The 19,731-nt window shown below is 65.8% G+C and carries 20 protein-coding genes and 1 pseudogene; 11 read left to right on the top strand and 10 right to left on the bottom strand.

The features are described 5' to 3' along the window. Positions 1–346 precede the first annotated feature (346 nt). A complete protein-coding gene (locus LAQ74_RS02150) occupies positions 347–1,723 on the top strand; it encodes an aryl-sulfate sulfotransferase (RefSeq protein WP_224334459.1) in 1,377 nt (458 codons plus the stop codon). A gap of 6 nt (positions 1,724–1,729) precedes the next feature. Continuing rightward, positions 1,730–3,406, top strand: coding sequence for a glycosyltransferase family protein (locus LAQ74_RS02145; RefSeq protein ID WP_224334458.1), 1,677 nt, complete (start codon positions 1,730–1,732; stop codon positions 3,404–3,406). A 125-nt stretch (positions 3,407–3,531) separates the two neighbouring features. Here LAQ74_RS02145 and LAQ74_RS02140 read toward each other — a convergent pair whose 3' ends face one another. Beyond that, positions 3,532–4,923 (bottom strand): NAD(P)/FAD-dependent oxidoreductase, encoded by a 1,392-nt coding sequence (locus LAQ74_RS02140; RefSeq protein ID WP_224334456.1) that lies wholly within the window; start codon positions 4,921–4,923, stop codon positions 3,532–3,534. 127 nt (positions 4,924–5,050) lie between these two features. On the opposite strand from LAQ74_RS02140, the gene LAQ74_RS02135 reads away from it, so the two are divergent. The 4 genes from LAQ74_RS02135 (at position 5,051) to carB (ending at position 9,916) form a co-directional block, all read left to right on the top strand. Then, complete coding sequence (locus LAQ74_RS02135; RefSeq protein WP_224334453.1) at positions 5,051–5,362, top strand: hypothetical protein; 312 nt, start codon at positions 5,051–5,053, stop codon at positions 5,360–5,362. A gap of 40 nt (positions 5,363–5,402) precedes the next feature. Then, on the top strand, positions 5,403–5,939 hold the full coding sequence (locus LAQ74_RS02130) for a DUF5815 family protein (protein ID WP_224334451.1): 537 nt from the start codon (positions 5,403–5,405) through the stop codon (positions 5,937–5,939). Between the two features lie 161 nt (positions 5,940–6,100). After that, a complete protein-coding gene (locus LAQ74_RS02125) occupies positions 6,101–6,310 on the top strand; it encodes a hypothetical protein (RefSeq protein ID WP_224334449.1) in 210 nt (69 codons plus the stop codon). A gap of 393 nt (positions 6,311–6,703) precedes the next feature. After that, positions 6,704–9,916, top strand: coding sequence for a carbamoyl-phosphate synthase large subunit (carB, locus tag LAQ74_RS02120; protein WP_224334446.1), 3,213 nt, complete (start codon positions 6,704–6,706; stop codon positions 9,914–9,916). A gap of 253 nt (positions 9,917–10,169) precedes the next feature. On the opposite strand, the gene LAQ74_RS02115 is transcribed toward carB, so the two are convergent. Beyond that, positions 10,170–11,039: an NAD(+)/NADH kinase gene (locus LAQ74_RS02115; RefSeq protein ID WP_224334438.1), complete on the bottom strand. Its 870-nt coding sequence runs from the start codon at positions 11,037–11,039 to the stop codon at positions 10,170–10,172. Between the two features lie 148 nt (positions 11,040–11,187). Between LAQ74_RS02115 and LAQ74_RS02110 the strand changes: the two genes are divergently transcribed. From LAQ74_RS02110 to LAQ74_RS02100, 3 genes are all read left to right on the top strand, one after another. Then, positions 11,188–12,282 carry a KaiC domain-containing protein gene (locus LAQ74_RS02110; RefSeq protein WP_224334436.1) on the top strand — a complete coding sequence of 365 codons (1,095 nt, stop codon included), beginning with the start codon at positions 11,188–11,190 and terminating at the stop codon, positions 12,280–12,282. An 85-nt stretch (positions 12,283–12,367) separates the two neighbouring features. Further along, entirely contained in the window at positions 12,368–12,607 is a 240-nt protein-coding gene (locus LAQ74_RS02105; RefSeq protein ID WP_224334427.1) for an amphi-Trp domain-containing protein, read from the top strand. A gap of 1 nt (position 12,608) precedes the next feature. Then, positions 12,609–12,971 carry a hypothetical protein gene (locus tag LAQ74_RS02100; RefSeq protein WP_224337337.1) on the top strand — a complete coding sequence of 121 codons (363 nt, stop codon included), beginning with the start codon at positions 12,609–12,611 and terminating at the stop codon, positions 12,969–12,971. Between the two features lie 207 nt (positions 12,972–13,178). On the opposite strand, the pseudogene LAQ74_RS20555 reads toward LAQ74_RS02100, so the two are convergent. From LAQ74_RS20555 to LAQ74_RS02085, 4 genes and pseudogenes are all read right to left on the bottom strand, one after another. Then, positions 13,179–13,283 (bottom strand): annotated as a pseudogene (locus LAQ74_RS20555) (hypothetical protein); the annotation flags it as partial. Beyond that, on the bottom strand, positions 13,244–13,576 hold the full coding sequence (locus tag LAQ74_RS20550; RefSeq protein WP_425498502.1) for a nitroreductase family protein: 333 nt from the start codon (positions 13,574–13,576) through the stop codon (positions 13,244–13,246). The pseudogene LAQ74_RS20555 and the gene LAQ74_RS20550, both read right to left, overlap by 40 nt. Before the next feature lie 57 nt (positions 13,577–13,633). Further along, positions 13,634–14,053 carry a universal stress protein gene (locus LAQ74_RS02090; protein ID WP_224334425.1) on the bottom strand — a complete coding sequence of 140 codons (420 nt, stop codon included), beginning with the start codon at positions 14,051–14,053 and terminating at the stop codon, positions 13,634–13,636. 52 nt (positions 14,054–14,105) lie between these two features. Further along, complete coding sequence (locus tag LAQ74_RS02085) at positions 14,106–15,980, bottom strand: ATP-binding protein (protein WP_224334423.1); 1,875 nt, start codon at positions 15,978–15,980, stop codon at positions 14,106–14,108. A 91-nt stretch (positions 15,981–16,071) separates the two neighbouring features. Between LAQ74_RS02085 and LAQ74_RS02080 the strand changes: the two genes are divergently transcribed. Beyond that, positions 16,072–16,413 (top strand): DUF7113 family protein, encoded by a 342-nt coding sequence (locus tag LAQ74_RS02080; RefSeq protein ID WP_224334421.1) that lies wholly within the window; start codon positions 16,072–16,074, stop codon positions 16,411–16,413. Between the two features lie 15 nt (positions 16,414–16,428). Here the strand turns inward: LAQ74_RS02080 and LAQ74_RS02075 are convergent, their stop codons facing one another. The 4 genes from LAQ74_RS02075 to LAQ74_RS02060 form a co-directional block, all read right to left on the bottom strand. After that, positions 16,429–17,697 carry a DNA double-strand break repair nuclease NurA gene (locus LAQ74_RS02075; protein WP_224334419.1) on the bottom strand — a complete coding sequence of 423 codons (1,269 nt, stop codon included), beginning with the start codon at positions 17,695–17,697 and terminating at the stop codon, positions 16,429–16,431. Positions 17,698–17,786: 89 nt separating this feature from the next. Then, a complete protein-coding gene (locus tag LAQ74_RS02070) occupies positions 17,787–18,092 on the bottom strand; it encodes a hypothetical protein (RefSeq protein ID WP_224334409.1) in 306 nt (101 codons plus the stop codon). A gap of 144 nt (positions 18,093–18,236) precedes the next feature. Then, entirely contained in the window at positions 18,237–18,674 is a 438-nt protein-coding gene (locus LAQ74_RS02065) for a DUF7993 family protein (RefSeq protein WP_224334408.1), read from the bottom strand. Between the two features lie 23 nt (positions 18,675–18,697). Further along, positions 18,698–19,156 (bottom strand): DUF2240 family protein, encoded by a 459-nt coding sequence (locus LAQ74_RS02060; protein WP_224334406.1) that lies wholly within the window; start codon positions 19,154–19,156, stop codon positions 18,698–18,700. 134 nt (positions 19,157–19,290) lie between these two features. On the opposite strand from LAQ74_RS02060, the gene LAQ74_RS02055 reads away from it, so the two are divergent. Further along, complete coding sequence (locus LAQ74_RS02055) at positions 19,291–19,668, top strand: 30S ribosomal protein S8e (RefSeq protein WP_224334404.1); 378 nt, start codon at positions 19,291–19,293, stop codon at positions 19,666–19,668. The last annotated feature ends 63 nt before the right edge of the window (positions 19,669–19,731 follow it).

Genomic DNA, 19,731 nt, shown 5'->3' with positions numbered 1-19,731 from the left:
AGTCCTACGGGCGACCGTTCCGATATCCCCGGAGAGAGACGCTGTCAAGCGGCTTTCGACGCCCCCTCAATCGAAAGTTTCCCCCGAGGGATGCCGACGTCAGGAACGGTGAAACGCGAGAAAACTCGCGGCAACGATAGCGACGATTATTAGGGCGAAGAACGAAACGGAGACCCAATGAGTTCACGTTGTGGAGCGACGGGAGAGGTTTCCGTCGCTGACCGTCTCGGGCGACGTCCTCCATCCGCCGCCTCCCCCGGACGCCCCACTCGTCGCTCTCCCCGGTCGCGGCCGGAGACGACACGGCCACCCGAACGCTCTCGGTTCCGGCGGGTCGGATACTGAGATGGCGTCCCGAACGGTCTTTCGAGTCGTGCTCGCGGCGGTCGTTCTGCTCTCGACGCTGACGCTCGTCGCCGGACACCAGGGTTCCGGCGGCGACGGCGATGCCTCCGACGTGTTCCTCGACGACACGAACACCGACGTCCCCGCGGCCAACGGAACGACCGTCGTCGCCACCGATTCGAGCGCCGTCCTCGCCGACGAGGGCGACACGCCGCGAACGAAATCCGAACTGGTCGCGTTCAACCCCGACGGGTCGACGTTGTTCTACAACGACACCTACAACCGGTACTGGGACGTCGACCCGAGTCCCGAGGGCGAGCACACGGTGCTGTACACCGCGTCGATGCATCTCAGCGGCGAGGAGTGTTCGGCGACGACCGTCTGCACTCGGAACGTCGTCGAGCGGGCGAATCTCTCGACCGGCGAGACCGAGCGTCTCTACTCGCGCATCACGCCGCACAAACACTCGACGCGGTGGCACGACGTCGACCGCGTCAACGAGACGCAGTACGCCGTCGCCGACATCCACCGCGACCGGGTGTTCGTCTTCGACGCGGAGACGGGGCTGACGACGTGGGAGTGGGAGGCCCAACAGGAGTTCCCGCTCGACAGCGGCGGGGAGTACCCCCGCGACTGGACGCACGTCAACGACGTTGAGGTGCTCGACGACGGTCGACTGATGGTGAGCCTCCGCAACCAGGACCGCGTCGTCTTCCTGGACCGAGAGACGGGACTGCAGGAGAACTGGACGCTCGGCGAGGAGGACGAGTACGACAGCCTCTACGAGCAGCACAACCCCGATTACATCCCCGAGGAGCGCGGCGGTCCGGCCGTCTTGGTCGCGGACTCCGAGAACAACCGCGTCGTCGAGTACCAGCGCGAGGACGGCGAGTGGAACCAGTCGTGGGTGTGGCAGGACTCGCGGATGCAGTGGCCGCGCGACGCCGACCGCCTGCCGAACGGCAACACGCTCATCACCGACTCCAACGGTAACCGCGTCTTCGAGATAAACCGGGACGGCGAGATCATCTGGCAGACGAACGTCGCGTTCCCCTACGAGTCCGAGCGACTGGAGACCGGCGACGAATCCGAAGGCGGCGAGAGCGCCGCGAGCCTCGGACTGCCGTCGCGAACCGCCGACGACGCCGCGAGCGAGGACCGGACGATACTGACGAGCGCGTGGCTCACGGTCCGCGGCGTCGTTCCGGGGTCGGTCGTCAATGGAATCGTCTACCTCGTCCCCGGATGGATGGGGCCGCTCGAAGGCGTCGCACTACTCGCGCTCGTGGGCGGCGGCGTCACGTGGGCCGCGCTCGAGTGGCGCTGGTCGCCGTATCGGCTCCGCCTGCAACCCCCCGCACGACTCCGGAGAAAGTGATCCTCGATGATGGACCCACGAAAACTGACGAACACGGACGGCGTGAGACGACGACAGGAGTCGAGACTCGGTCGAATCGAGGCCTTCGCCGGCGAGTTCGTCTGGCTCACGCCCGCGTTGATCGTCGCGCTCGCGACGTACACCGCGTACGTCGTCACCCACCCGTATCCCGCGTTCGGTGCGGGTCTGTTCCTCTACATGGCCGAGCATATCATCCGCGAGGGGTACGCGCTCCCGGCGGTCATCCCCCACTACACACCCGAGGGCATCCCCTTCGCCTATCCGCCGCTGGGGTTCTACCTCGCAGCGGTGCTACACGACGCGTTCGGCCTCTCGTTTCTGACGATAAGCCGGTACCTCCCCGGCTTCCTGACCGTCGTCTATCTCGTGCCGTTCTACCTGCTCGCTCGCGAACTGCTGCGGTCGGAGCGACAGGCCGGACTGGCGGCTATCCTCGTCGCCGTCGGACCGCCGATTCTCCAGTGGCACATCTCGGGCGGAGGGTTCGTCCGTTCGCTCGGCGCGGTGTGGCTCTACACCGGCCTCTACACCGGGCTGAAGCTGTTCACGACGCGCGACCGACGGTGGCTCTGGCCGTCGGTGGTCCTGTTCGGACTGACGATACTGACACACCCGGTATACACGGCGTTCTTCGGCGTGTCGTACATCTGGCTGTTCGTCTACTTCGATCGGAGCCTCACGGGCCTGCTCGAAGGCGCGGCCGTCGCCGTCGGCGGCATCGCGCTCGCCTCGCCGTGGTGGCTGACAATCATCTCCTATCACGGCGTCGGTATCTTCGCCGGCGCTGCGGGGACCCACGGCGGTATCGGCAAGCAGCTGTTCCAGCTGATACCGACGTTCGTCCCCGGCTCGGCGTCGTTCAACCCACCGGCGGTGCTGTTCTCCATTCGGCCGGGACTTTTCAATCTCCAGTCGTCCGGGATGATGATCACCTCGGCGTTCTTCGCGCTGTATATCCTCTCGGGCATCTACCTCGCGTGGCGGCGGGAGTTCTTCCTCCCCGGCTGGTTCGCGGTCTGTATCGTCCTCGTCTCGAAGCCGCGGTTCGTCTTCACGCTCGGTCCGCTGATGGCCGCCGTCGTCATCTTCGACGTGCTCCGACTCACGTACCGTCGCCTCTCGATCTCTCCGCAGCGACGCCGTCGGGCCGAACTGGCGACGATCTTCCTCGTGGCGATTCTCGGGATGAGCGTCTCGGTGTTCTACGCGGGTGGACATCTCAACTCCCACGCCGGGAGCACCTCCCAACCGGCGTTCATCAACGGGTCGGACGTGGAGACGATGGAGTGGGTCGACGAGAACACCGAACCCGACGCCACCTTCGTCGTCGTCGGCGACGCCGCCGAGTGGTTCCCGCTGTACACCGACCGGACGATTCTCGTCGGGCCGTGGGGGGTGGAGTGGCGCGGGCAGGCGCAGTACGAACAGCAACTCGGCCTGTTCAACCGCCTGTCGACGTGTCGGACGGAGGCCTGTATCACGAAGTATCTCACCGAATCGGGGACGGCGCCGGAGTACCTGTACGTCCCGAAGGGCGAGTACTCCGTCCGCGGGATGGAGAGTTTCCAGTCCTCGCAGATGCGGCAGGAACTGGTGGACTCCGGCCGGTACGACCTCGTCTACGAGAACCGCGGGGCGATGGTGTTCGAGGTCGTCGACTGACCGACCGGCGTCGCTGAGGGGTCGGAGACGGGCGCGAGGGGGAGCGAGAAGGTGCGCTAAGGGCGAACGAGGACGAGTACCATCGAAGCGGGCGGCGCGTCACGGCGACCGGCGGTCGCGTCCGCTCAGTCCGCTCGGCCCTTTCTCTCGATTCTGTCGGCGCACTCGTAGCCCGCCACGATACCGCCGTTGAGGCTGCGTTCGGGGTACTGCGCGGCGCTCGCCATCCCCGCGTAGTAGACTCCTTCGCCGATGTCGTCGCCGAGGTCGTAGGGGACGACCATGTCGCGGTAGCCGCGCTCGTAGACGGGGGCGGCGCGGGGGTTGCGCGCGAGGCGGAACTCGCTGACGAGGCGGCGGTGGAAGTTCGGGAACATCGTCTCCAACTCCGAGAGCCACGTCTCCTCGACCTCCGCGTCGGACAGCTGCCAGAGCTCCTCCTCGTAATCCTGGATGTAACTGGCGACGTACATGAGGTGGTCGCCGCCGTAGCGCTCCGGCGGGACGAAGTTCGTGTGCTCGATGAGCGCACCGAACGGCGCATCGTGGGCGACGTTGAGCCAGTACGTGTCGGTGAGTTGCTCGTCCATCGTCAGTACCGCGCAGACCGCGCCCTGGAAGTCGATCTCGCACTGGTAGCCGGTGAGGTCCTCTAAGACGTTTGGCATCGTCGCGCAGACGACGGCGTCGGTCTCGTACGTCGTCGCGGTCGTGTCGGTTTCGGGAGTCTCCGAGATCGACTCGGCCGCGGCACCGCCGTCCGCGGCGGCGGCCGCGGAGCCGTCCCGCTCGACCGTTATCGACTCCACGCCGTCGTCGCCCATCTCCAGTCCCGTCACACGCGCGTTCGTGACGATATTCTCGCGTCCGACGGCGTCGGCGAGCGCGTCGACGAACGGGGCGAACCCGCCCCGGAAGTAGCCGAGAATCTCGCCGCGCAGCAGGTCGCGTTCGCCGCGGAACTTGACGCGGCCGAGCAGCCACGCCGCGCTCACGTCGTCTTTCCGACTGCCGAACTTCGCGTCGAGCAGCGGTTCGAAGAAGTTGTCGTAGACGTTCTGGGTCGTGTGGTCGACGATAAAGTCCTTGAGCGGAACGTGCTCGAACGCTTCGAGATTCTCGTAGGTGTCGAACTTCGGTCTCCCCTCGCGGACGTCTATCTCCTGTGTGAGCATCGTGAGGCGGAACTTGTCGTACAGGGAGAGATGTGGGAACGCGAGAATCTCCCACGGGGTGTCCATCGGGTACACCGCGCCGTCGAAGTAGTAGCCGTTCTTACCGACGAGCCACTCCAGTCTGTCGCCGACGCCGAGTTCCTCGGCGAGTTCGACGATGGTCTCCTCGGACTTCGAGAGGTGGTGGTAGAACTTCTCGATGGGGTCGCCCTTCGTCTCGTAGACGGCCGCGAGTCCGCCGACCTCATCGGTCGCCTCGAACACGCGCACGTCGTGACCGTGCTGTTGGAGGCGATACGCGCAGGCGAGTCCGGCGATGCCGCCGCCGACGACGCTTATCATACCCGATACTGCGGCGTATCGAGGTAAGTCGCTTATGGCTGGTTCGGACCGGTAGGTTAGGGTTATCATCCGGTCGACGGGGTGGTGACCACAGAGCTATTTGGCGCTCTCGGTCGTACGGTCGTCCATGGCAGACCAACCGGACGTCGACGTGGACGTCGAAGTGGAAGTGGAAGTCGACCGGCAGGAACTCGAAATCGAAGTGGGCGAAACGCGCAGCGCCGAGGCCGAACTGGAAGTCGACGGCGTCTCCATCGAAGTCGAACTCGAAATAGAGGGCGTCGAATCGGACGAGGACGACGAAGACGCTGAACTGAGCGAGTTCGAGGAGTCCACGGAGGACGTGGCACCCGGCGGTGTCGACGCGGCGAGCGAAAGCGAGAGCGACATCGAAGAGATGGAGTCGGAAAACGAAGACGAGGAAGACGACGAGGAGTGAACAAACGCGCTTTTAAATCTACGAGGCTGCAATCGGGGGTATGGCACAACCGCGCGTCCCCGGAGGCGGGGGCGACGAACTCGAACTCCCCTGCGGCGAGACGAAGCACGTCAGAGACCTCGATTTGGGGATGCGCGAGTTCGACTGCGTGTGCGGCGAGACGCACGCCGTCGTCACCGACTCTCACCCGCCCGAGCGGTTCGTCCCCGAGTTTCTCGTCGAAGTGCTGCGCGAGGCCATCGAGACGACCAGCGAGGAGATGCCCGAGTTCGGCACGCCGCATCTGATGGGTATCGTCCTCGAAGAGTTCCCCGGCCGCGTCGCGAGCGAGGACGTGAGCGAGGACCAGCAGGTCGGCTACGCGATGGTCTGGGTGACGGAGTTCGACTCGCGTCGCCTCCACGAGATAATCGTCGAACTCGTCGTCGAACTGATGGAGCACGCCGTCAGTCACGCCGACGACGACGCCGCACTCTCGCGGTTCGAGACGGAGATGCTGCAGTTCGACGTGGGCGAGTTCGTCGAACAGTACCGCGCCGAGCGCGACTTCTCGTCGGACGACGTGTACGCGCAGTAATCGCCCTACTGCGGCGTCGTGTCGGTCGGCCCGTCTTACGCTCCGTAAGACTATTTTTTATTCGTGAGATTGCGACGATGATTCGATGTTTGCCTCGTCGGAGAGAGCGTCAGACGCCTGGCGTACGCAGTACTAAGAGTGTCGGGGGTGACCACACCTTCATGCACACCCATCACGGGGAGTTCGAGCGCATCAAGGGTGTGCTCTCCGAGGCAGAGCAGCCGCTGACCGCGCGCGAGATCACGTCGTCTCTCGAAGGGCACGAGAAGTTGAACAGTTCGCACCGCGTCGCGACGGTGCTCGGTCACTACGCCGAAAGCGGCGGCGTGACCGTCATCCGCGAGACGCCCTATCGGTATCGACTCGACTGAGCGGGTAGAACGAGGTGAAAACGGACGAACCGACCGAAACGGCGGCGCACCACGCCAGCGCCGACAGTTACTGTGACGGCCCCGGTACGACGGAGTGGCTTCTGGTTTTTTCGCGTTCTTCGAGATTGGAGGCCACGATCGACGTGCCCCCGGACGTCGTTTCTACCGTATCCTCGGCCGCGTGAGGCAGTAGCTTCCGTCCGGACGACTTGACATCCTCCCGCGCCTGAAGGCACGAATATTCTCCTCACTCTTTATAAACGGTTAGTGGTAACTCCTTCAATTCCGAAACTATGCGTCGGCCGATGGTCAGGACTTCGATATTCGAAAAGAGGTTACGTATATCGCATTGTTTCGCCGGGCTTATTACGATGTACGAACTTTCCTGGAACGATGACCGACGAGGCACTCTCGACAGACCAGCAGGCGACGTCCAACGACCGGACCATCCTGCTCATCGGCAGCGGCCCCATCCAAATCGGACAGGCGGCGGAGTTCGACTACTCTGGTGCACAGGCGTGCCGGGCGCTCCGAGAGGAGGGGGCGCGAGTCGTCCTCGTCAACTCGAACCCCGCGACCATCATGACCGACCCGGAGATGGCCGACCGCGTCTACATCGAACCAATCACGACCGAAGCCATCTCGGAGATAATCGAGAAGGAACAGCCCGACGGCGTCATCGCCGGCCTTGGGGGCCAGACGGGGCTGAACGTCACCGCCGAACTCGCCGAGGAGGGCGTCCTCGAAGAACACGACGTCGAAATCATGGGGACGCCGCTGGACACCATCTACGCGACGGAGGACCGCGACCTCTTCCGCCAGCGCATGGAGAAGATCGGCCAGCCCATGCCGCGTTCGACGACCATCACGCTCGACGAGGGCGAGTCGGTGACGAACCTCGACGAAGCGGCGCTGCGCGACCGCATCGACGCCGCCGTCGAAGAAGTCGGCGGCCTCCCCGTCATCGCGCGCACGACGTACACCCTCGGCGGGTCGGGGTCGGGCGTCGTCGACGAGATGGAGGAACTGGTCGAACGCGTCCGCAAGGGCCTGCGTCTCTCGCGCAACAGCGAGGTACTCATCACCGAGTCCATCGCGGGCTGGGTCGAACTGGAGTACGAGGTGATGCGCGACGCCGACGACTCCTGTATCATCATCTGCAACATGGAGAACCTCGATCCGATGGGCATCCACACCGGCGAGTCCGTCGTCGTCACGCCCTCGCAGGTGATTCCGGACGACGGCCACCAGGAGATGCGCGACGCCGCGCTCGAAGTCATTCGTGAACTCGGCATCCAGGGCGGCTGTAACATCCAGTTCGCGTGGCGCGACGACGGCACGCCCGGCGGCGAGTACCGTGTGGTGGAAGTGAATCCGCGCGTCTCGCGCTCCTCGGCGCTGGCGTCGAAGGCGACGGGCTACCCCATCGCCCGCGTGACGGCGAAGGTCGCCCTCGGCAAGCGCCTCCACGAGATAGAAAACGAGATCACCGGCGAGACGACCGCCGCCTTCGAACCGGCCATCGACTACATCGTGACGAAGGTGCCGCGCTGGCCCAAGGACAAGTTCGACGACGTAGAGTTCGAATTGGGCACGGCGATGAAGTCGACGGGTGAGGCGATGGCCATCGGCCGGACGTTCGAGGAGTCGCTGTTGAAGGCGCTTCGCTCCTCGGAGTACGAGCCCGCCGTCGACTGGGCCGACGTGAGCGACGAGCAGTTAGAGGAAGAGTACCTCGAAACTCCGACGCCCGACCGCCCATATGCCATGTTTGAAGCGTTCGAGCGTGGGTACTCCGTCGCCGACGTGGCGGAACTGACGGGCATCGAGTCGTGGTACGTCGAGCGCTACGGCCGAGTCGTCGAATCGACCGTCGCCGCCGCGGAAGGCGACTTCTCCGCGGCCGCCTCGGCGGGGCTGACGAACGTCGACGTCGCCGCGACGGCGGGCGTCGGCGTCGAGGAGGTCGAGATGAACGTCCCCGACCGCTCGTTCAAGCAGGTCGACACCTGTGCGGGCGAGTTCGAGGCGTCGACGCCGTACTACTACTCGGCGCGCCAGCCGGAGTACCTCAACGGTGACCCGCTGGACGAGGTGCGTGTCGACCGCGACGCGACGAGCGTCGTCGTCGTCGGCGGCGGCCCGATCCGCATCGGCCAGGGCGTCGAGTTCGACTACTGCGCGGTGCACGCGGTCCGCGCGCTCCGCGAGATGGGTATCGACGCTCACGTCGTCAACAACAACCCCGAGACCGTCTCGACGGACTACGACACCTCAGACGGGTTGTTCTTCGAGCCCATCACCGCCGAGGAGGTCGCCGACGTCGTCGAAGCCACGGGTGCCGACGGCGTGATGGTGCAGTTCGGCGGGCAGACCTCGGTCAACGTCGGCGAACCCTTGGAAGGAGAACTCCAGCGGAGAGGCCTCGACTGCGAGATTCTCGGTACTACCGTCGAAGCGATGGACCTCGCGGAGGACCGCGACCGGTTCAACGCGCTGATGGACGAGATGGGCGTCGCCCAACCCCGTGGGGGAACGGCGACAACTGAGCAAGAGGCACTCGAGCTCGCAGGCGACATCGGCTATCCGGTGCTCGTCCGCCCGAGTTACGTGCTCGGCGGCCGCGCGATGCGCGTCGTCGACGACGACAGCGAGTTGGAGACGTACATCGAAGAAGCCGTCCGCGTCAGCCCCGACAAGCCGATTCTCGTCGACGAGTTCCTCGACGGGGCAATCGAACTCGACGTAGACGCCGTCTCCGACGGCGACGACGTGATAATCGGCGGCGTGATGGAGCACGTCGAATCCGCAGGCGTCCACTCGGGCGACTCCGCCTGTGTCATACCGCCGCAGTCGCTCGACGCCGAGACGATGAGTCGCGTCCGCGAGGTCACCGAGGACATCGCTCGCGCGCTCTCGACGGTCGGCCTGTTGAACGTTCAGCTCGCCGTCAAAGACGGGGAAGTGTACGTCCTCGAAGCGAACCCGCGCTCGTCGCGGACGGTGCCGTTCGTCTCGAAGGCCGCAGGCGTCCCCATCGCGAAACTCGCGGCAAAGACGATGGCCGGCGCGTCGCTCGCCGAACTCAGTGTGGAAGAACAGATTCCCGAGCACGCGAGCGTGAAGGAGGTCGTCCTCCCGTTCGACCGCCTGCCGGGCAGCGACCCGCGCCTCGGCCCGGAGATGAAGTCCACGGGTGAAGTGATGGGCACCGCCCGCTCGTTCGGGAAGGCGTACGAGAAGGCGCAGTCGGCCGCCGGATCGCCGATTCCCGAAGGCGGGACGGCCGTCGTCTCGTTCGCCGGCGACGCATTCCCCGCCCCGGAGAGCGAGGAAGCCGATGCCCTCCGCGAGGAATTAGCGACCGTCTACGACCTCGGCGAGTTCGACGACGTGACCGCGGCGATTCGCAAAGGCGACGTGGAGCTCGTCGTCTCCGACGACCGCGACCTGCTGGAGACCTGCGTCGAAGAGGAAGTGCCGTACTTCTCGACGGAGGCGAGCACGAAGGCGGCGCTGACGGCGCTCGAAGTCAGCGACGAACCGCTCGACGTGATGGCCGTCTCGGACCGTCCGCGCCGGACGGCCGAGTGGGGTCGGGACTGAGCGGCGGTCGACGGCACCGCCGGCGGTCCGCCGACCCGGCAGACAGCATCGCGTCGGTGACTGTCCGTCGTCCGTGTGAAAGTCGTTAACCCGACCGGCCGCGTAGGAAGCACCACAGGACCGACCGTTGCACGGGGATTGGTGATCTGGTCACCTACCACTCGCGTGCCCGCAGCGGTCGCTCCTGCACTTTTCGTTCGGTAACTGAGAGAGCGAGCGAACGCCGAGAGCCGACGCTGTACGCGGCGCCCGGTCAGTCGAGTTTGTTGAGCGCCTCGAAGAAGTCCGACGAGGGGCCGGCGATGCGCAGCGGCGTCTCCGCTCGCCGGATCTCGACCTCGGTCGGCGCGTCGATGGGGTAGGAGTGTTTGCCGTCGCTGACGACGACGGCTTCGTCGGCTCCGGAGCCGCTCGCGGCGGTCCCGCCGGTCCCACCGCGTCCGCCGACGCCGTTCACCGTCACGGTCACCGTGGCGTCGGGGGCGACGAGAAGCGGCGGCATCCCCTCGTCGGGACACATCTCGTTGACGACGAGGCCGCCGACGCTCGGATGGACGAGCGGACCGCGCTCGCTCAAGTTGTACGCCGTGCTCCCGGTCGGCGTCGCCACGAGCAGGCCGTCGACGTGGCCGCCGGTGTACAGCGAGCCGTCGATTCGAACTTCCACGTCGACACCCCCACCGCGGCCCCGGCGACCGCCCTGGACGACGACCTCGTTCGTCGCAGGGTCGCTTCGCCACCCGTCGCCGACGGCGACGAGTCGGGGGACGACCCGGACGCGCTGGTCGCCGTCGCGGACGGCGGCGACCTCCGCCGTTACCGCTTCGACGGCGTCGTCGGGGCCGACGGCGTTCAGAAAGCCGACCTCGCCGAGGTTGACGCCGAGAATCGGCGTGCCGTCCGCGCCGCTTGCCGCGAACAGAAACGTGCCGTCGCCGCCGATGCTGACGATGAGGTCGCAGTCGCCGAGCGTCTCGACCGACCGCCCGTCGAGTCCGAGCGACTCGCCCGTCGCCGCGTCCAGCGTCACCGAGACATTCATCGTCGATAGCCGCTCACGAAGCTCTCCAGCGAGAAACGCCGCTCGACTGTTGCCCTTCTGAGCGACGATGCCGACGTTCATGCCACGGCTTCGCCCGCGGCCGTCAAAAGCGCACCGTACGGGCAACATTGATAGCGGCGGCATCCGACAGACGGACGATGAGCAGTCGACCGCCCGGGTGGTGTCGCCGCGTCGGACTCGGCCGCGCCGCATCCGAGACGGAGGGACGATGAGCGGAGACGACGACTGGTTCGAGCGCGCGCTCCGCGAGGAGTCCGACGAGGACGACGAGAGGGCCGGAGCCGACGCGGCAGCCGGAAACGAGGGAGCCGACGCGGCGGACGAAACGGGGTCGGACGGCGAGACGGCCGAGAGCGACTCGCCCCTCGGAAACGCCGAGTCGACGCCGTCGGGGACCGACGGTCCGGACCGTGACGAACGAGAAGGTCGTAACGAGAACTTCGGTTTCGGCGGCGAGGCGTTCGGCGGTGGCGGAACTGGCGACGACTTCGGTTTCGGCGGCGGCGAAGCGTTCGGCGGCGGAGGAACCGGCGACGACTTCGGCTTCGGTGGCGGCGGCGAGACGTTCGGCGACGACGATTTCGACGAGTCGTCGTTCGACTCCGACATCGAGCGCGTCAGAATCGGCATCGACGGCCTCGACGAGATGATTCTCGGCGGGATTCCGAAACGGTCGCTCATGGTCGCCATCGGCAGCGCCGGGACCGGGAAGACGACGTTCGGCCTCCAGTTTCTCGACGAGGCGCTGCGAGACGACGGGAGAGCTGTGTTCATCACGCTCGAACAGAGCCGCGAGGCCGTGCTGTCGACGGCCGAAGAGAAGGGGTGGCCGTTCCGGCGGTACGTCGAGGAGGACCGCCTCGCCGTCGTCGAACTCGACCCCGTCGAGATGGCCAACAGCCTCGCGAGCATCCGCAACGACCTGCCCGAACTCGTCGAGGAGTTCGGGGCCGACCGACTCGTCCTCGACTCGGTGTCGCTTCTGGAGATGATGTACGACCACCCCTCGAAGCGGCGCAGCGAGGTGTTCGACTTCGCCCGCTCGCTCAAGCAGGTCGGCGTGACGACGATGCTCACCTCCGAGGCGAGCGAGGACAACCCCTACACCTCCAAACACGGTATCGTCGAGTATCTCACCGACGCGGTGTTCGTGTTGCAGTACGTCCGTCCGTCGAACTTCCGGGAGACGCGACTGGCCATCGAGATCCAGAAGATACGCGACGCCAACCACTCCCGCGAGACGAAACCGTACGAAATCACCCAGAGCGGTATCAGCGTCTACCAGCAGGCGAATATCTTCTAAGAGACGTATTCGGTTCGGCGAGTTTCCGTCACAGTTGACAGTCGGCCGACTTTTATCTCCTCTTGCGTTGTACAGAGAGACACGTATGGCCGACAAAACTGAGAGTAAACAGGAGCAGACCAGGTCGCAGTTCGCAAGCTATCTGCGAAGCCTGGCCGACGAGTTGGAGTCGGGCGACGAAGTTCGACTGACCGTTGGAAACAAAGACGTGACCGTACACCCGCCGGAGTCGTTCGACACCGAAGTGTCGGTGGTCGAGCGGTCCGCGGCGCTTCGAGGAAACAGGGAGACGATCGAACTCACCGCCGAGTGGAAGGTGGACTGAGATGGCGCTCGTCGACAGCGTCCTCATCGTGCTCGTCAACCTCCTCGTCGGAGGACTCGGCCTCTATCTCGGGGTGAGACTGCTCATCGACAAGGAGGCGAGCTTCGGCTACGCCGTCGTGACGGCGGCCATCGGCGCGCTCGTCTGGGGTCTCGTCAGCTTCTTCTTCGGCTGGCTCCCGATAATCGGGCCGGTGTTGACGCTTCTGGCCTGGATCGGCGTCATCAACTGGCGCTACCCCGGCGGATGGGGAAACGCGGCTGCCATCGGCGTCGTCGCGTGGATCGCCGCCGTCGCGGTGCTGTACGCTCTCGGCATCTTCGGAATCGTCGAGCTCACCGCGCTGGGCATCCCGGGCGCCTAAATCGAAGAACAGAGGCGAAAGACGCGAACAGTCGACATCGGTCGGTCCTCTCTTTGCTGCAAAACCGCCCGTCTCGTAGTGGACGATTTCGTCGACGGGTCGCCGCAGTTTTCGCTCGTTCTCGATGTCGTCGGCCTCGTCGAGCGCGTAGCCGAGCGTCACCAGCAACACGGGTTCGTACTCGTCGTCGACGTCGAACGTCTCCGTGAGCGCGTCGGCGTCGAACCCCTCCAGCGGACAGGAGGCGACGCCCCGGTTCCACGCGGCGTACATCAGGACATCCCCACGAGCGAGGTGCTCCGCGTCGTCCAGACTCGGCGCTCGGGCTCGGGCATCTCGGCCATCCCGTCGACGTTTGCGCGAACCGCGTCGCGGACGTCCTCGTTCGGGAGGTCGCCTTTCTCTACCCAGTCGTCGAGCACCCGGTCGGCGTGCGCCTCGGGGTCTTTCGACCCGAGGACGACGACGCTCGCCGCGGCGTCGCCGACGTGTTCCTGGCCGCCCGCGACCTCCTGGAGTTTCGCCTTCGACTCCTCGTCGTCGATCTCCTCGTCGGTGTACTCGTGTACGGAGCGGCGCGTCTCGATGACTTCCCTGAACTCCATCGGTGGATCCGGAGGCGGTCGTGGCGCGAGTCGGCTGCCGGACATCGCCCGAACCGACTATCTGACGACCGTCACGGGCACCGGCGACTCGCGGACGACGGCCTCGGTGACGCTCCCGAGGAGGATGCGTGAGACGCCGCTTCGACCGTGGCTCCCCATCACCACGTGGTCGAACTCGCCGGACTCGACGACGTCGAGAATCGTCCGCGTCGGGCGTCCGACCTCCGTTCGCGTCCGTACCGAGCGGTCGACGACGGACGCCGCGTCCGCGAGCAGCGACGCCGAGCGCTCTTTCTCGATCTCGAACCACTCCTCCGCGCCGCTGGGAATTCCGGCGCTCGGGCTCCCTCCCGCGTCCGTGGGGTTGATGACGTGGAGTACCGTCACCTCCGCATCGGGCCACTCCTCGGCGACGAACGAGAGCGCTGCCGTCGACTGCGGCGACCCATCGACCGGAATCAGGATACGTTTTGTCATAGCACGATATACGTTCCGTGGCGAGTAAAATGCGTTTCGGCGAGACAGGTGACTACCGCCCGTGCCGCGTCAGACACTTCGACAGGCCGATGAGTTCCACCGGTTCGGAGTTGTCCGGCGAGTAGACGACCATCTGTCCTTTCTCCATGTACGGTACCTTACTTTCGAGGTTCGGCGGGATGTTCACCGATTTGATGGCGTCCTCGTCGCCGAGATTCAACACGAGTTTCGTGTTTATCTGCTTGAACACCGAGTCGGCGACGTCTTGGGGGTCCTGCGTGATGAGGAACAGGCCGAGTCGCTCCTTTCGGCCCTGTTTGGCCGCCTCGGTGAACTTTCCGATGACGTTTCTGGCTTGGACGCTGTCGGCGTCGGCGAGGAAGTTGTGCGCCTCGTCCATGCCGAGAACCACGGGCGTCTCGTCGAGACGCTCGTACTCGGGGTCGTTCGAGAGTTTCTCGTCGATGAGCAGACTCGACACCGCGAGGACGACCATCTCCGCCGCGCGACTGTTCGAGACGTGGTACGTCGGCACCACCGTGAGTCCGCCCGGTCGGACGAGTTGGTGGACCAACTCGGTGATGGGCCGGGCGTCGCCGTCGAACACGTCGTTTGCGGCCTTGGTCCGCGTCTTCCGCTTGACCGCGTCGAACGTCGCTTCGTGGACGTGACCCGACTCGTTGAGTTCCTCGCGCAGCGCCGGGTCGTCGAGGAACGACTGGAACCCCTTGTACGTCCCGGACGGGTTCTGCCGGAAGTACCGGTCCAGAAGCAGCGTGAGCGCGTTGTACTGGTTGTCGTTGAGCGCCGCGCCCGCGACCAGCCACGGCCAGCGGCGCACCATCGAGAAGGGGATAGTGAAGCGGACCCGTTCGGCGCGGTGGCCCTCGCCGGGGTAGGAGGCGTCGCCGACCTGCGGGACGAACGCGAGGGTGTCGTCGTGGCCGCCGTAGGCGACGCCCTCGCGGTCGAGTCGTCTGGCGAACTCGCTATCTAACTCCGGGTTGTCGTCGTGCATCTGCGCGTACTCGTCCTGCGGGTCGAACTGGACCACCGCCGGGCGCGCGGTCCGGCCGTCGCCCATCTCGTAGGTGCGCTCTCCTGACAGATACTGCCGGAGGACGTTCTTCGAGGCGTGGGTCTTCCCCGACCCGGTGCCGCCGGCGACGAGCGTGTGGCGGAAGACGAGCGGGTCGCCCTCGCTGTAGTCGTCCTTGACGCGATAGTCGATAGTCGGCGGGTCCGCGGCGGTGCGGACCTTCTCGCCGCCGACCGAGAGATGCCCGAGGAAGACGCCCTCGCCGGGAATCTTCAGCCCCGTCTTTATCTCCTCGGCGTCGGTCGCCTCCGTCACCGTCGCACCCGGTTTCGGGACGCGATCGGTCATCCGACGTTTCAGTTCGCCCCCGTCGTCGTACAGTACCGCGACCGGGTCCAGCGCCGCGACGAACTTGTAGTCGCGCTCGGGGAACTCGGTCCGTCGCATCGCTCGGCGAGCGTGAATCTCGGTCGCGTCGTCGGCCTGGAACTCCTGGGCGTACTCCAACCCGGTGATGCGACAGAACAGCGTCTCGGTGTCCGGATACGGGACGAGCAGGTACTTGCCGAGGCGGACGGTGTCGCGGTTGCCGGTCGTGACGAACGCGCGGAGGGCGGTGTCGCGTTCGTCTTCGGCGACGCAGAGCCCCTGCGACACCGAGAGCGCACCGAGGCCGCGGTCGGCGTCGGCGGGGTCCACGTCGAGGCGGTCGAACGACCCCTCGGCAGCGTCGGCGGACTCGTCGGCGTCTCCGGTGTCGCGGGCGTCGGACGCGACGTCTGAATCCTCTGTGCCGGAGGCCGAGCTGTCGGCGGCGTCGCTCCGCGGTTCGGCGGACGGCTCGCCGTCGTCGGAATCGAATTCGGTGAAGTCACCGAGGTTAGACATATCTCGGCACACGACGGCCCCCCTGATGGTCCTTTCCCTCCTCGAAACCGACCCGCATACCGCTTTTTACCCTCGCGTCCCTATCGAAGGTATGCTCTTGATTCGCGGTCGCGGCGGCGGGACGGCGCTCACCGGGACGATTTTCGAGCGCGGCGAGGCGGCCCCGTCGTTCCGGGGCGCGCCCGACGAGGACGCGCCGTACGTGTGGGTCTGCGACGAGTTCTACGAGGTCGAGAGCGGCGGGTCGCCGACCGAAGTAAACGGCGAGACGATTCGCGTCGCCTTCGAGACGCCGATGCCCCGCGGGTTCGACACGCGCGATCAGGCGCTCGCCGCGGCGAAAGAACACGTCCGGACGCAGTTCGCCCGCGTCGGCGTCGCCGAGGCCGACGTGGAGATAGCGGTCGAGAAGACCGAGCCGGGACGTCGGTAGCGGCCGCAGCTGCGTTCAGAACAGGTCGCCCCAGCGGATACCGTTGTACGTCCGGACGTACTCCGAGCCCACGTCCTCCTCTAGCTTGCGACGGAGCGACGCTTTCTCGTGGGTGCTGATTCGCGCGAGTTCGTCGGCTTTCGCGACGGCAGGCGGCGGCCCGCGGGCGCCCGCGACGTCGTGGAGTATCTGTCGCGTCAGTCTGGCCCGCAACTCGGCGTCGCGGGTGAACGCGTACGGCGATTCCACCTTGTAAAGCACGTCGTGACGCGGGTCGTAGAGGACGAAGAACGTCACCTCGTACAGTTCCGGGTCGAGGTTCCGTTCGACGCCCAGCGCGTCGCCGTCGGCGGCGAGCGTCCGGTCGGACCCACCGCGGGAGACGAACCACGAGGTGAACGTCAAATCGGTCGTTCGGCGCGCCGCGTCGTCGCTTCCGTCGTCGTTCCCGTTCGACCCCTGTCGGGGCTCCAGCAGTCGCGTGAAGAGCGCCGTATCGTCGGCCCACGGCGCGTCGACGCGCTTCGTCTGGAGCGTTCGGGTGACGAGTTTCGACATGGGATTCTTGACGAACCCCGCCAGCGGCACGTCACGTTCGACGAAGCGCTCGACGAGTCGGACGTAGTTCTCGACGATCTGCTTCGGTTTGGCCTCCTCGGCGAGTTCGCGGAGTTCGGCGTCGCGGTCACGCCAGTTGAACAGTTCCTTCGGGTAGATGGGACCGTCGAGAAGCAGGAGGTCGGAGACGTCGTCGGCGTGCCGAAGCGCGTGCTCGCTCTCGGCGAGATACAGCGCCAACGCGTGGACGACGCCTTCGGCGTAGCGGTTCACGTTGGGGGCTTGGAGGATGCGGAGGCGACTGTACGCTTCGTCGTGGGTCTGCCAGTCGGTGCCGAGTTTCGCGTACGTGTCGTTCGTGTGCGTCGTGAGGACGATGCTTCTCGACCGGTGCAAATCGAGGTCGGAAGGGACGCTCGCCATCGCCGCGTGCGCCATGTCCAGCACTAACCCGTTTTTGAACGTCGTCGGGTTGATCGTTCCCGAGTCGAGACCGTGAACGGTCGGAAACGGCCGTTCGGTGAGCGCCACGTCGTCGATGTCGGCCGCGCGCAACGACTGTTCGCCGAGCGGTTCGACGACCGTCCGGCGGTCGTCTCGAAGCGGGTCGAGCCACTCGTCCCACACCGTCCGCGCGAGGTCCGTGTGGTCGGTGTCGTCCACGTCGTCGGCGAGCGCGCGAGCCAACGCCGCGATGCCGTCGACGTGGACGGGGTCGAGAGTCATACCGGGAGTGGCTCTCTCATCCGATAAAAAGCCACGCGGTCGGGCGGAGCGGAGGTGACGAACGGAGCGACGAGGAGGAGACGTCAGCGTCAGTCGGCGTTCTGCGGGGCCGAGCGCGGCGACGGCGACTCGGAGTCGACACCGACCTGGTCGCTGTACGGGTGCGGCGAGCGCAGCAGCGCGATGAGACTCCACATGACGCCGGTCAGAAGCGACCCGACCGCAGAGAGCGTCATGCCGAGCGTGAAGAACGTGGTTCCGTATACGACACCGATGGTCGCGGAGGGGAGCGTCGTTCCGAGCGGAACGTTCGCCATCGAGTCGCGCAGCGTCGGGACGAGGACGACGAGCGAGAAGACGCTTCCCGCCAGGAAGATGAGATCTTGCCACATCATCGTTCGAACGCTCCTGTCAACGGATTTTCATAGAGGGTCTTGATCATCGAATAGAGAGAGACGAGGGTTGGTGAAAAGAATTACTCATTATTGAGTAAATACAATCGTGAGCGTTCGATTTGTGAGCGAGTGTCGTAGGTGCGGTCAGTTCTCGTCCCCGAGAATGGTCGCGAACACGGGGAGAGCCCACTTCACCTGCGCGCCGTTCTCGACGAAGACGAGCGTTCGAGGCGGCTGGACTGCCTTGGGTCGAACCCGAAGCCCTTCGCTCTCGGCGGCGTCGACGGCCACAGCCTGCCCAGTCAGGAACTCCACGCGCGCTCGGTCTGACTGGACGTACACCTCTGCGAGTCGAGTTCGGGATTCCGTGTCGTCTTCGGCGGTCGCTTGAGACTCAGTCGTCTCTCCGTCGTGATCAACGGCGACAACAGCGACGGCGTACGCGAACGCGCCGTCGGTCGTCGCTTCGACATCGGGGTCGGCGTCGACGACGCGGAGGCGGCCCGAGGAGCCACCGCCCTCCAGTTCGGAGGCGAGCAACTGCGCGATTCGCTTGCCGTCGGAGAGGTGGTCTTCGACCATAGAGAAGAGAACGCCGCCGACGATTACTCGGCTTCGGTTTCGGTGAGGTCGGCGCGGACCGCGTCGGCGACGGCGTCGACGTCGACGCCCTCGCTTCGAGCCGAGAGGACGGCCGCCGCCTCCAGCGTCACGCCGAGGCGGCGCTGGCGGTCGTTGACTGTCGCGACGGCGGTCTGTTTGTCGACGCCAGCGGCGACGAGGGCGTCCAGCAGTCGTTCGAACGTCGACTGCTCGCGGAGGACGGACTCGTCGGGGACGAACTCGCGGGGAATTTCGACGTCGTCCGGGTCGAACGTGGGGACGAGTTCGCCGTCGTCTCGTTCGAGCAATCCGCGACCGACAGCCACGTCGACGAGGCGTTTGGCCTGGTCGGGAGAGAACCACCCGCGGTCGAGCGACAGCACGACGACGAACTCACCCTCGCCGAGGCGCTCGCTCCCGCGTTGGCGAAACGGGACGGCCGTTGCGGTCTGTAAACTCATCGGGGAGAGAATGCGGTGTCGACCCACTAAAGGTTGCTACTCGGTTCCTCGGGCGGCGGTCCGCCCGCTCGACCCGCACGGGTCGGCGATACAAGTTCGAGCGATTCAAGTAGTTGCTGGCAGTTCTTCGGGGTATGAAGGACCAAGGACGCTCCCAGCGGAAGCGGACCGGCGGTCGTCTCCGACCGTTCCGGAACAAGAAGCGCTACCAGCTCGGCCGCGAGCCCGCGGAGACGACGGTCGGTGAACCGCGGTTCCGGACCATCGACTCCCGCGGCAGCAACACGAAGACCCGCGCACTAGCGACGAACGTCGCGCAGGTCGCCGAGGGCGGCGAGGTCAGCCAGACCGACATCGAGAACGTCGTCGACAACCCCTCGAACGTCAACTACGCGCGCCGGAACATCATCACGAAAGGCGCCATCATCGACACCTCCGCCGGTCGCGCACGCGTGACCTCCCGTCCGGGCCAGACCGGACAGGTCAACGCCGTGCTCGTCGAAGACGAATAACGCACCCCCACCTTTTGCGCTGCGGGCTGGCTGCGCCAGCCCTCGGCAAAAGCTGGACCAAAA

Origin of the sequence: Haloprofundus halobius (assembly GCF_020097835.1) — an archaeon.
Classification (GTDB): Archaea; Halobacteriota; Halobacteria; order Halobacteriales; family Haloferacaceae; genus Haloprofundus; species Haloprofundus halobius.
Note: the sequence above shows the minus strand (reverse complement) of the source record. Positions and strands in the feature narration are given on the sequence as shown.

Coding starts and splice junctions, on each gene's coding strand:
- LAQ74_RS02055 (WP_224334404.1), top strand. CDS start 19,291: ATGAAGGACCAAGGACGCTCCCAGCGGAAGCGGACCGGCGGTCGTCTC.
- LAQ74_RS02100 (WP_224337337.1), top strand. CDS start 12,609: ATGGCGCTCGTCGACAGCGTCCTCATCGTGCTCGTCAACCTCCTCGTC.
- LAQ74_RS02140 (WP_224334456.1), bottom strand. CDS start 4,923: ATGATAAGCGTCGTCGGCGGCGGCATCGCCGGACTCGCCTGCGCGTAT.
- LAQ74_RS02080 (WP_224334421.1), top strand. CDS start 16,072: ATGCTCTTGATTCGCGGTCGCGGCGGCGGGACGGCGCTCACCGGGACG.
- LAQ74_RS02125 (WP_224334449.1), top strand. CDS start 6,101: ATGCACACCCATCACGGGGAGTTCGAGCGCATCAAGGGTGTGCTCTCC.
- LAQ74_RS02145 (WP_224334458.1), top strand. CDS start 1,730: ATGATGGACCCACGAAAACTGACGAACACGGACGGCGTGAGACGACGA.
- LAQ74_RS20550 (WP_425498502.1), bottom strand. CDS start 13,576: ATGGAGTTCAGGGAAGTCATCGAGACGCGCCGCTCCGTACACGAGTAC.
- LAQ74_RS02135 (WP_224334453.1), top strand. CDS start 5,051: ATGGCAGACCAACCGGACGTCGACGTGGACGTCGAAGTGGAAGTGGAA.
- LAQ74_RS02070 (WP_224334409.1), bottom strand. CDS start 18,092: ATGATGTGGCAAGATCTCATCTTCCTGGCGGGAAGCGTCTTCTCGCTC.
- LAQ74_RS02115 (WP_224334438.1), bottom strand. CDS start 11,039: ATGAACGTCGGCATCGTCGCTCAGAAGGGCAACAGTCGAGCGGCGTTT.
- LAQ74_RS02060 (WP_224334406.1), bottom strand. CDS start 19,156: ATGAGTTTACAGACCGCAACGGCCGTCCCGTTTCGCCAACGCGGGAGC.
- LAQ74_RS02085 (WP_224334423.1), bottom strand. CDS start 15,980: ATGTCTAACCTCGGTGACTTCACCGAATTCGATTCCGACGACGGCGAG.
- LAQ74_RS02090 (WP_224334425.1), bottom strand. CDS start 14,053: ATGACAAAACGTATCCTGATTCCGGTCGATGGGTCGCCGCAGTCGACG.
- LAQ74_RS02075 (WP_224334419.1), bottom strand. CDS start 17,697: ATGACTCTCGACCCCGTCCACGTCGACGGCATCGCGGCGTTGGCTCGC.
- LAQ74_RS02105 (WP_224334427.1), top strand. CDS start 12,368: ATGGCCGACAAAACTGAGAGTAAACAGGAGCAGACCAGGTCGCAGTTC.
- carB (WP_224334446.1), top strand. CDS start 6,704: ATGACCGACGAGGCACTCTCGACAGACCAGCAGGCGACGTCCAACGAC.
- LAQ74_RS02110 (WP_224334436.1), top strand. CDS start 11,188: ATGAGCGGAGACGACGACTGGTTCGAGCGCGCGCTCCGCGAGGAGTCC.
- LAQ74_RS02130 (WP_224334451.1), top strand. CDS start 5,403: ATGGCACAACCGCGCGTCCCCGGAGGCGGGGGCGACGAACTCGAACTC.
- LAQ74_RS02065 (WP_224334408.1), bottom strand. CDS start 18,674: ATGGTCGAAGACCACCTCTCCGACGGCAAGCGAATCGCGCAGTTGCTC.
- LAQ74_RS02150 (WP_224334459.1), top strand. CDS start 347: ATGGCGTCCCGAACGGTCTTTCGAGTCGTGCTCGCGGCGGTCGTTCTG.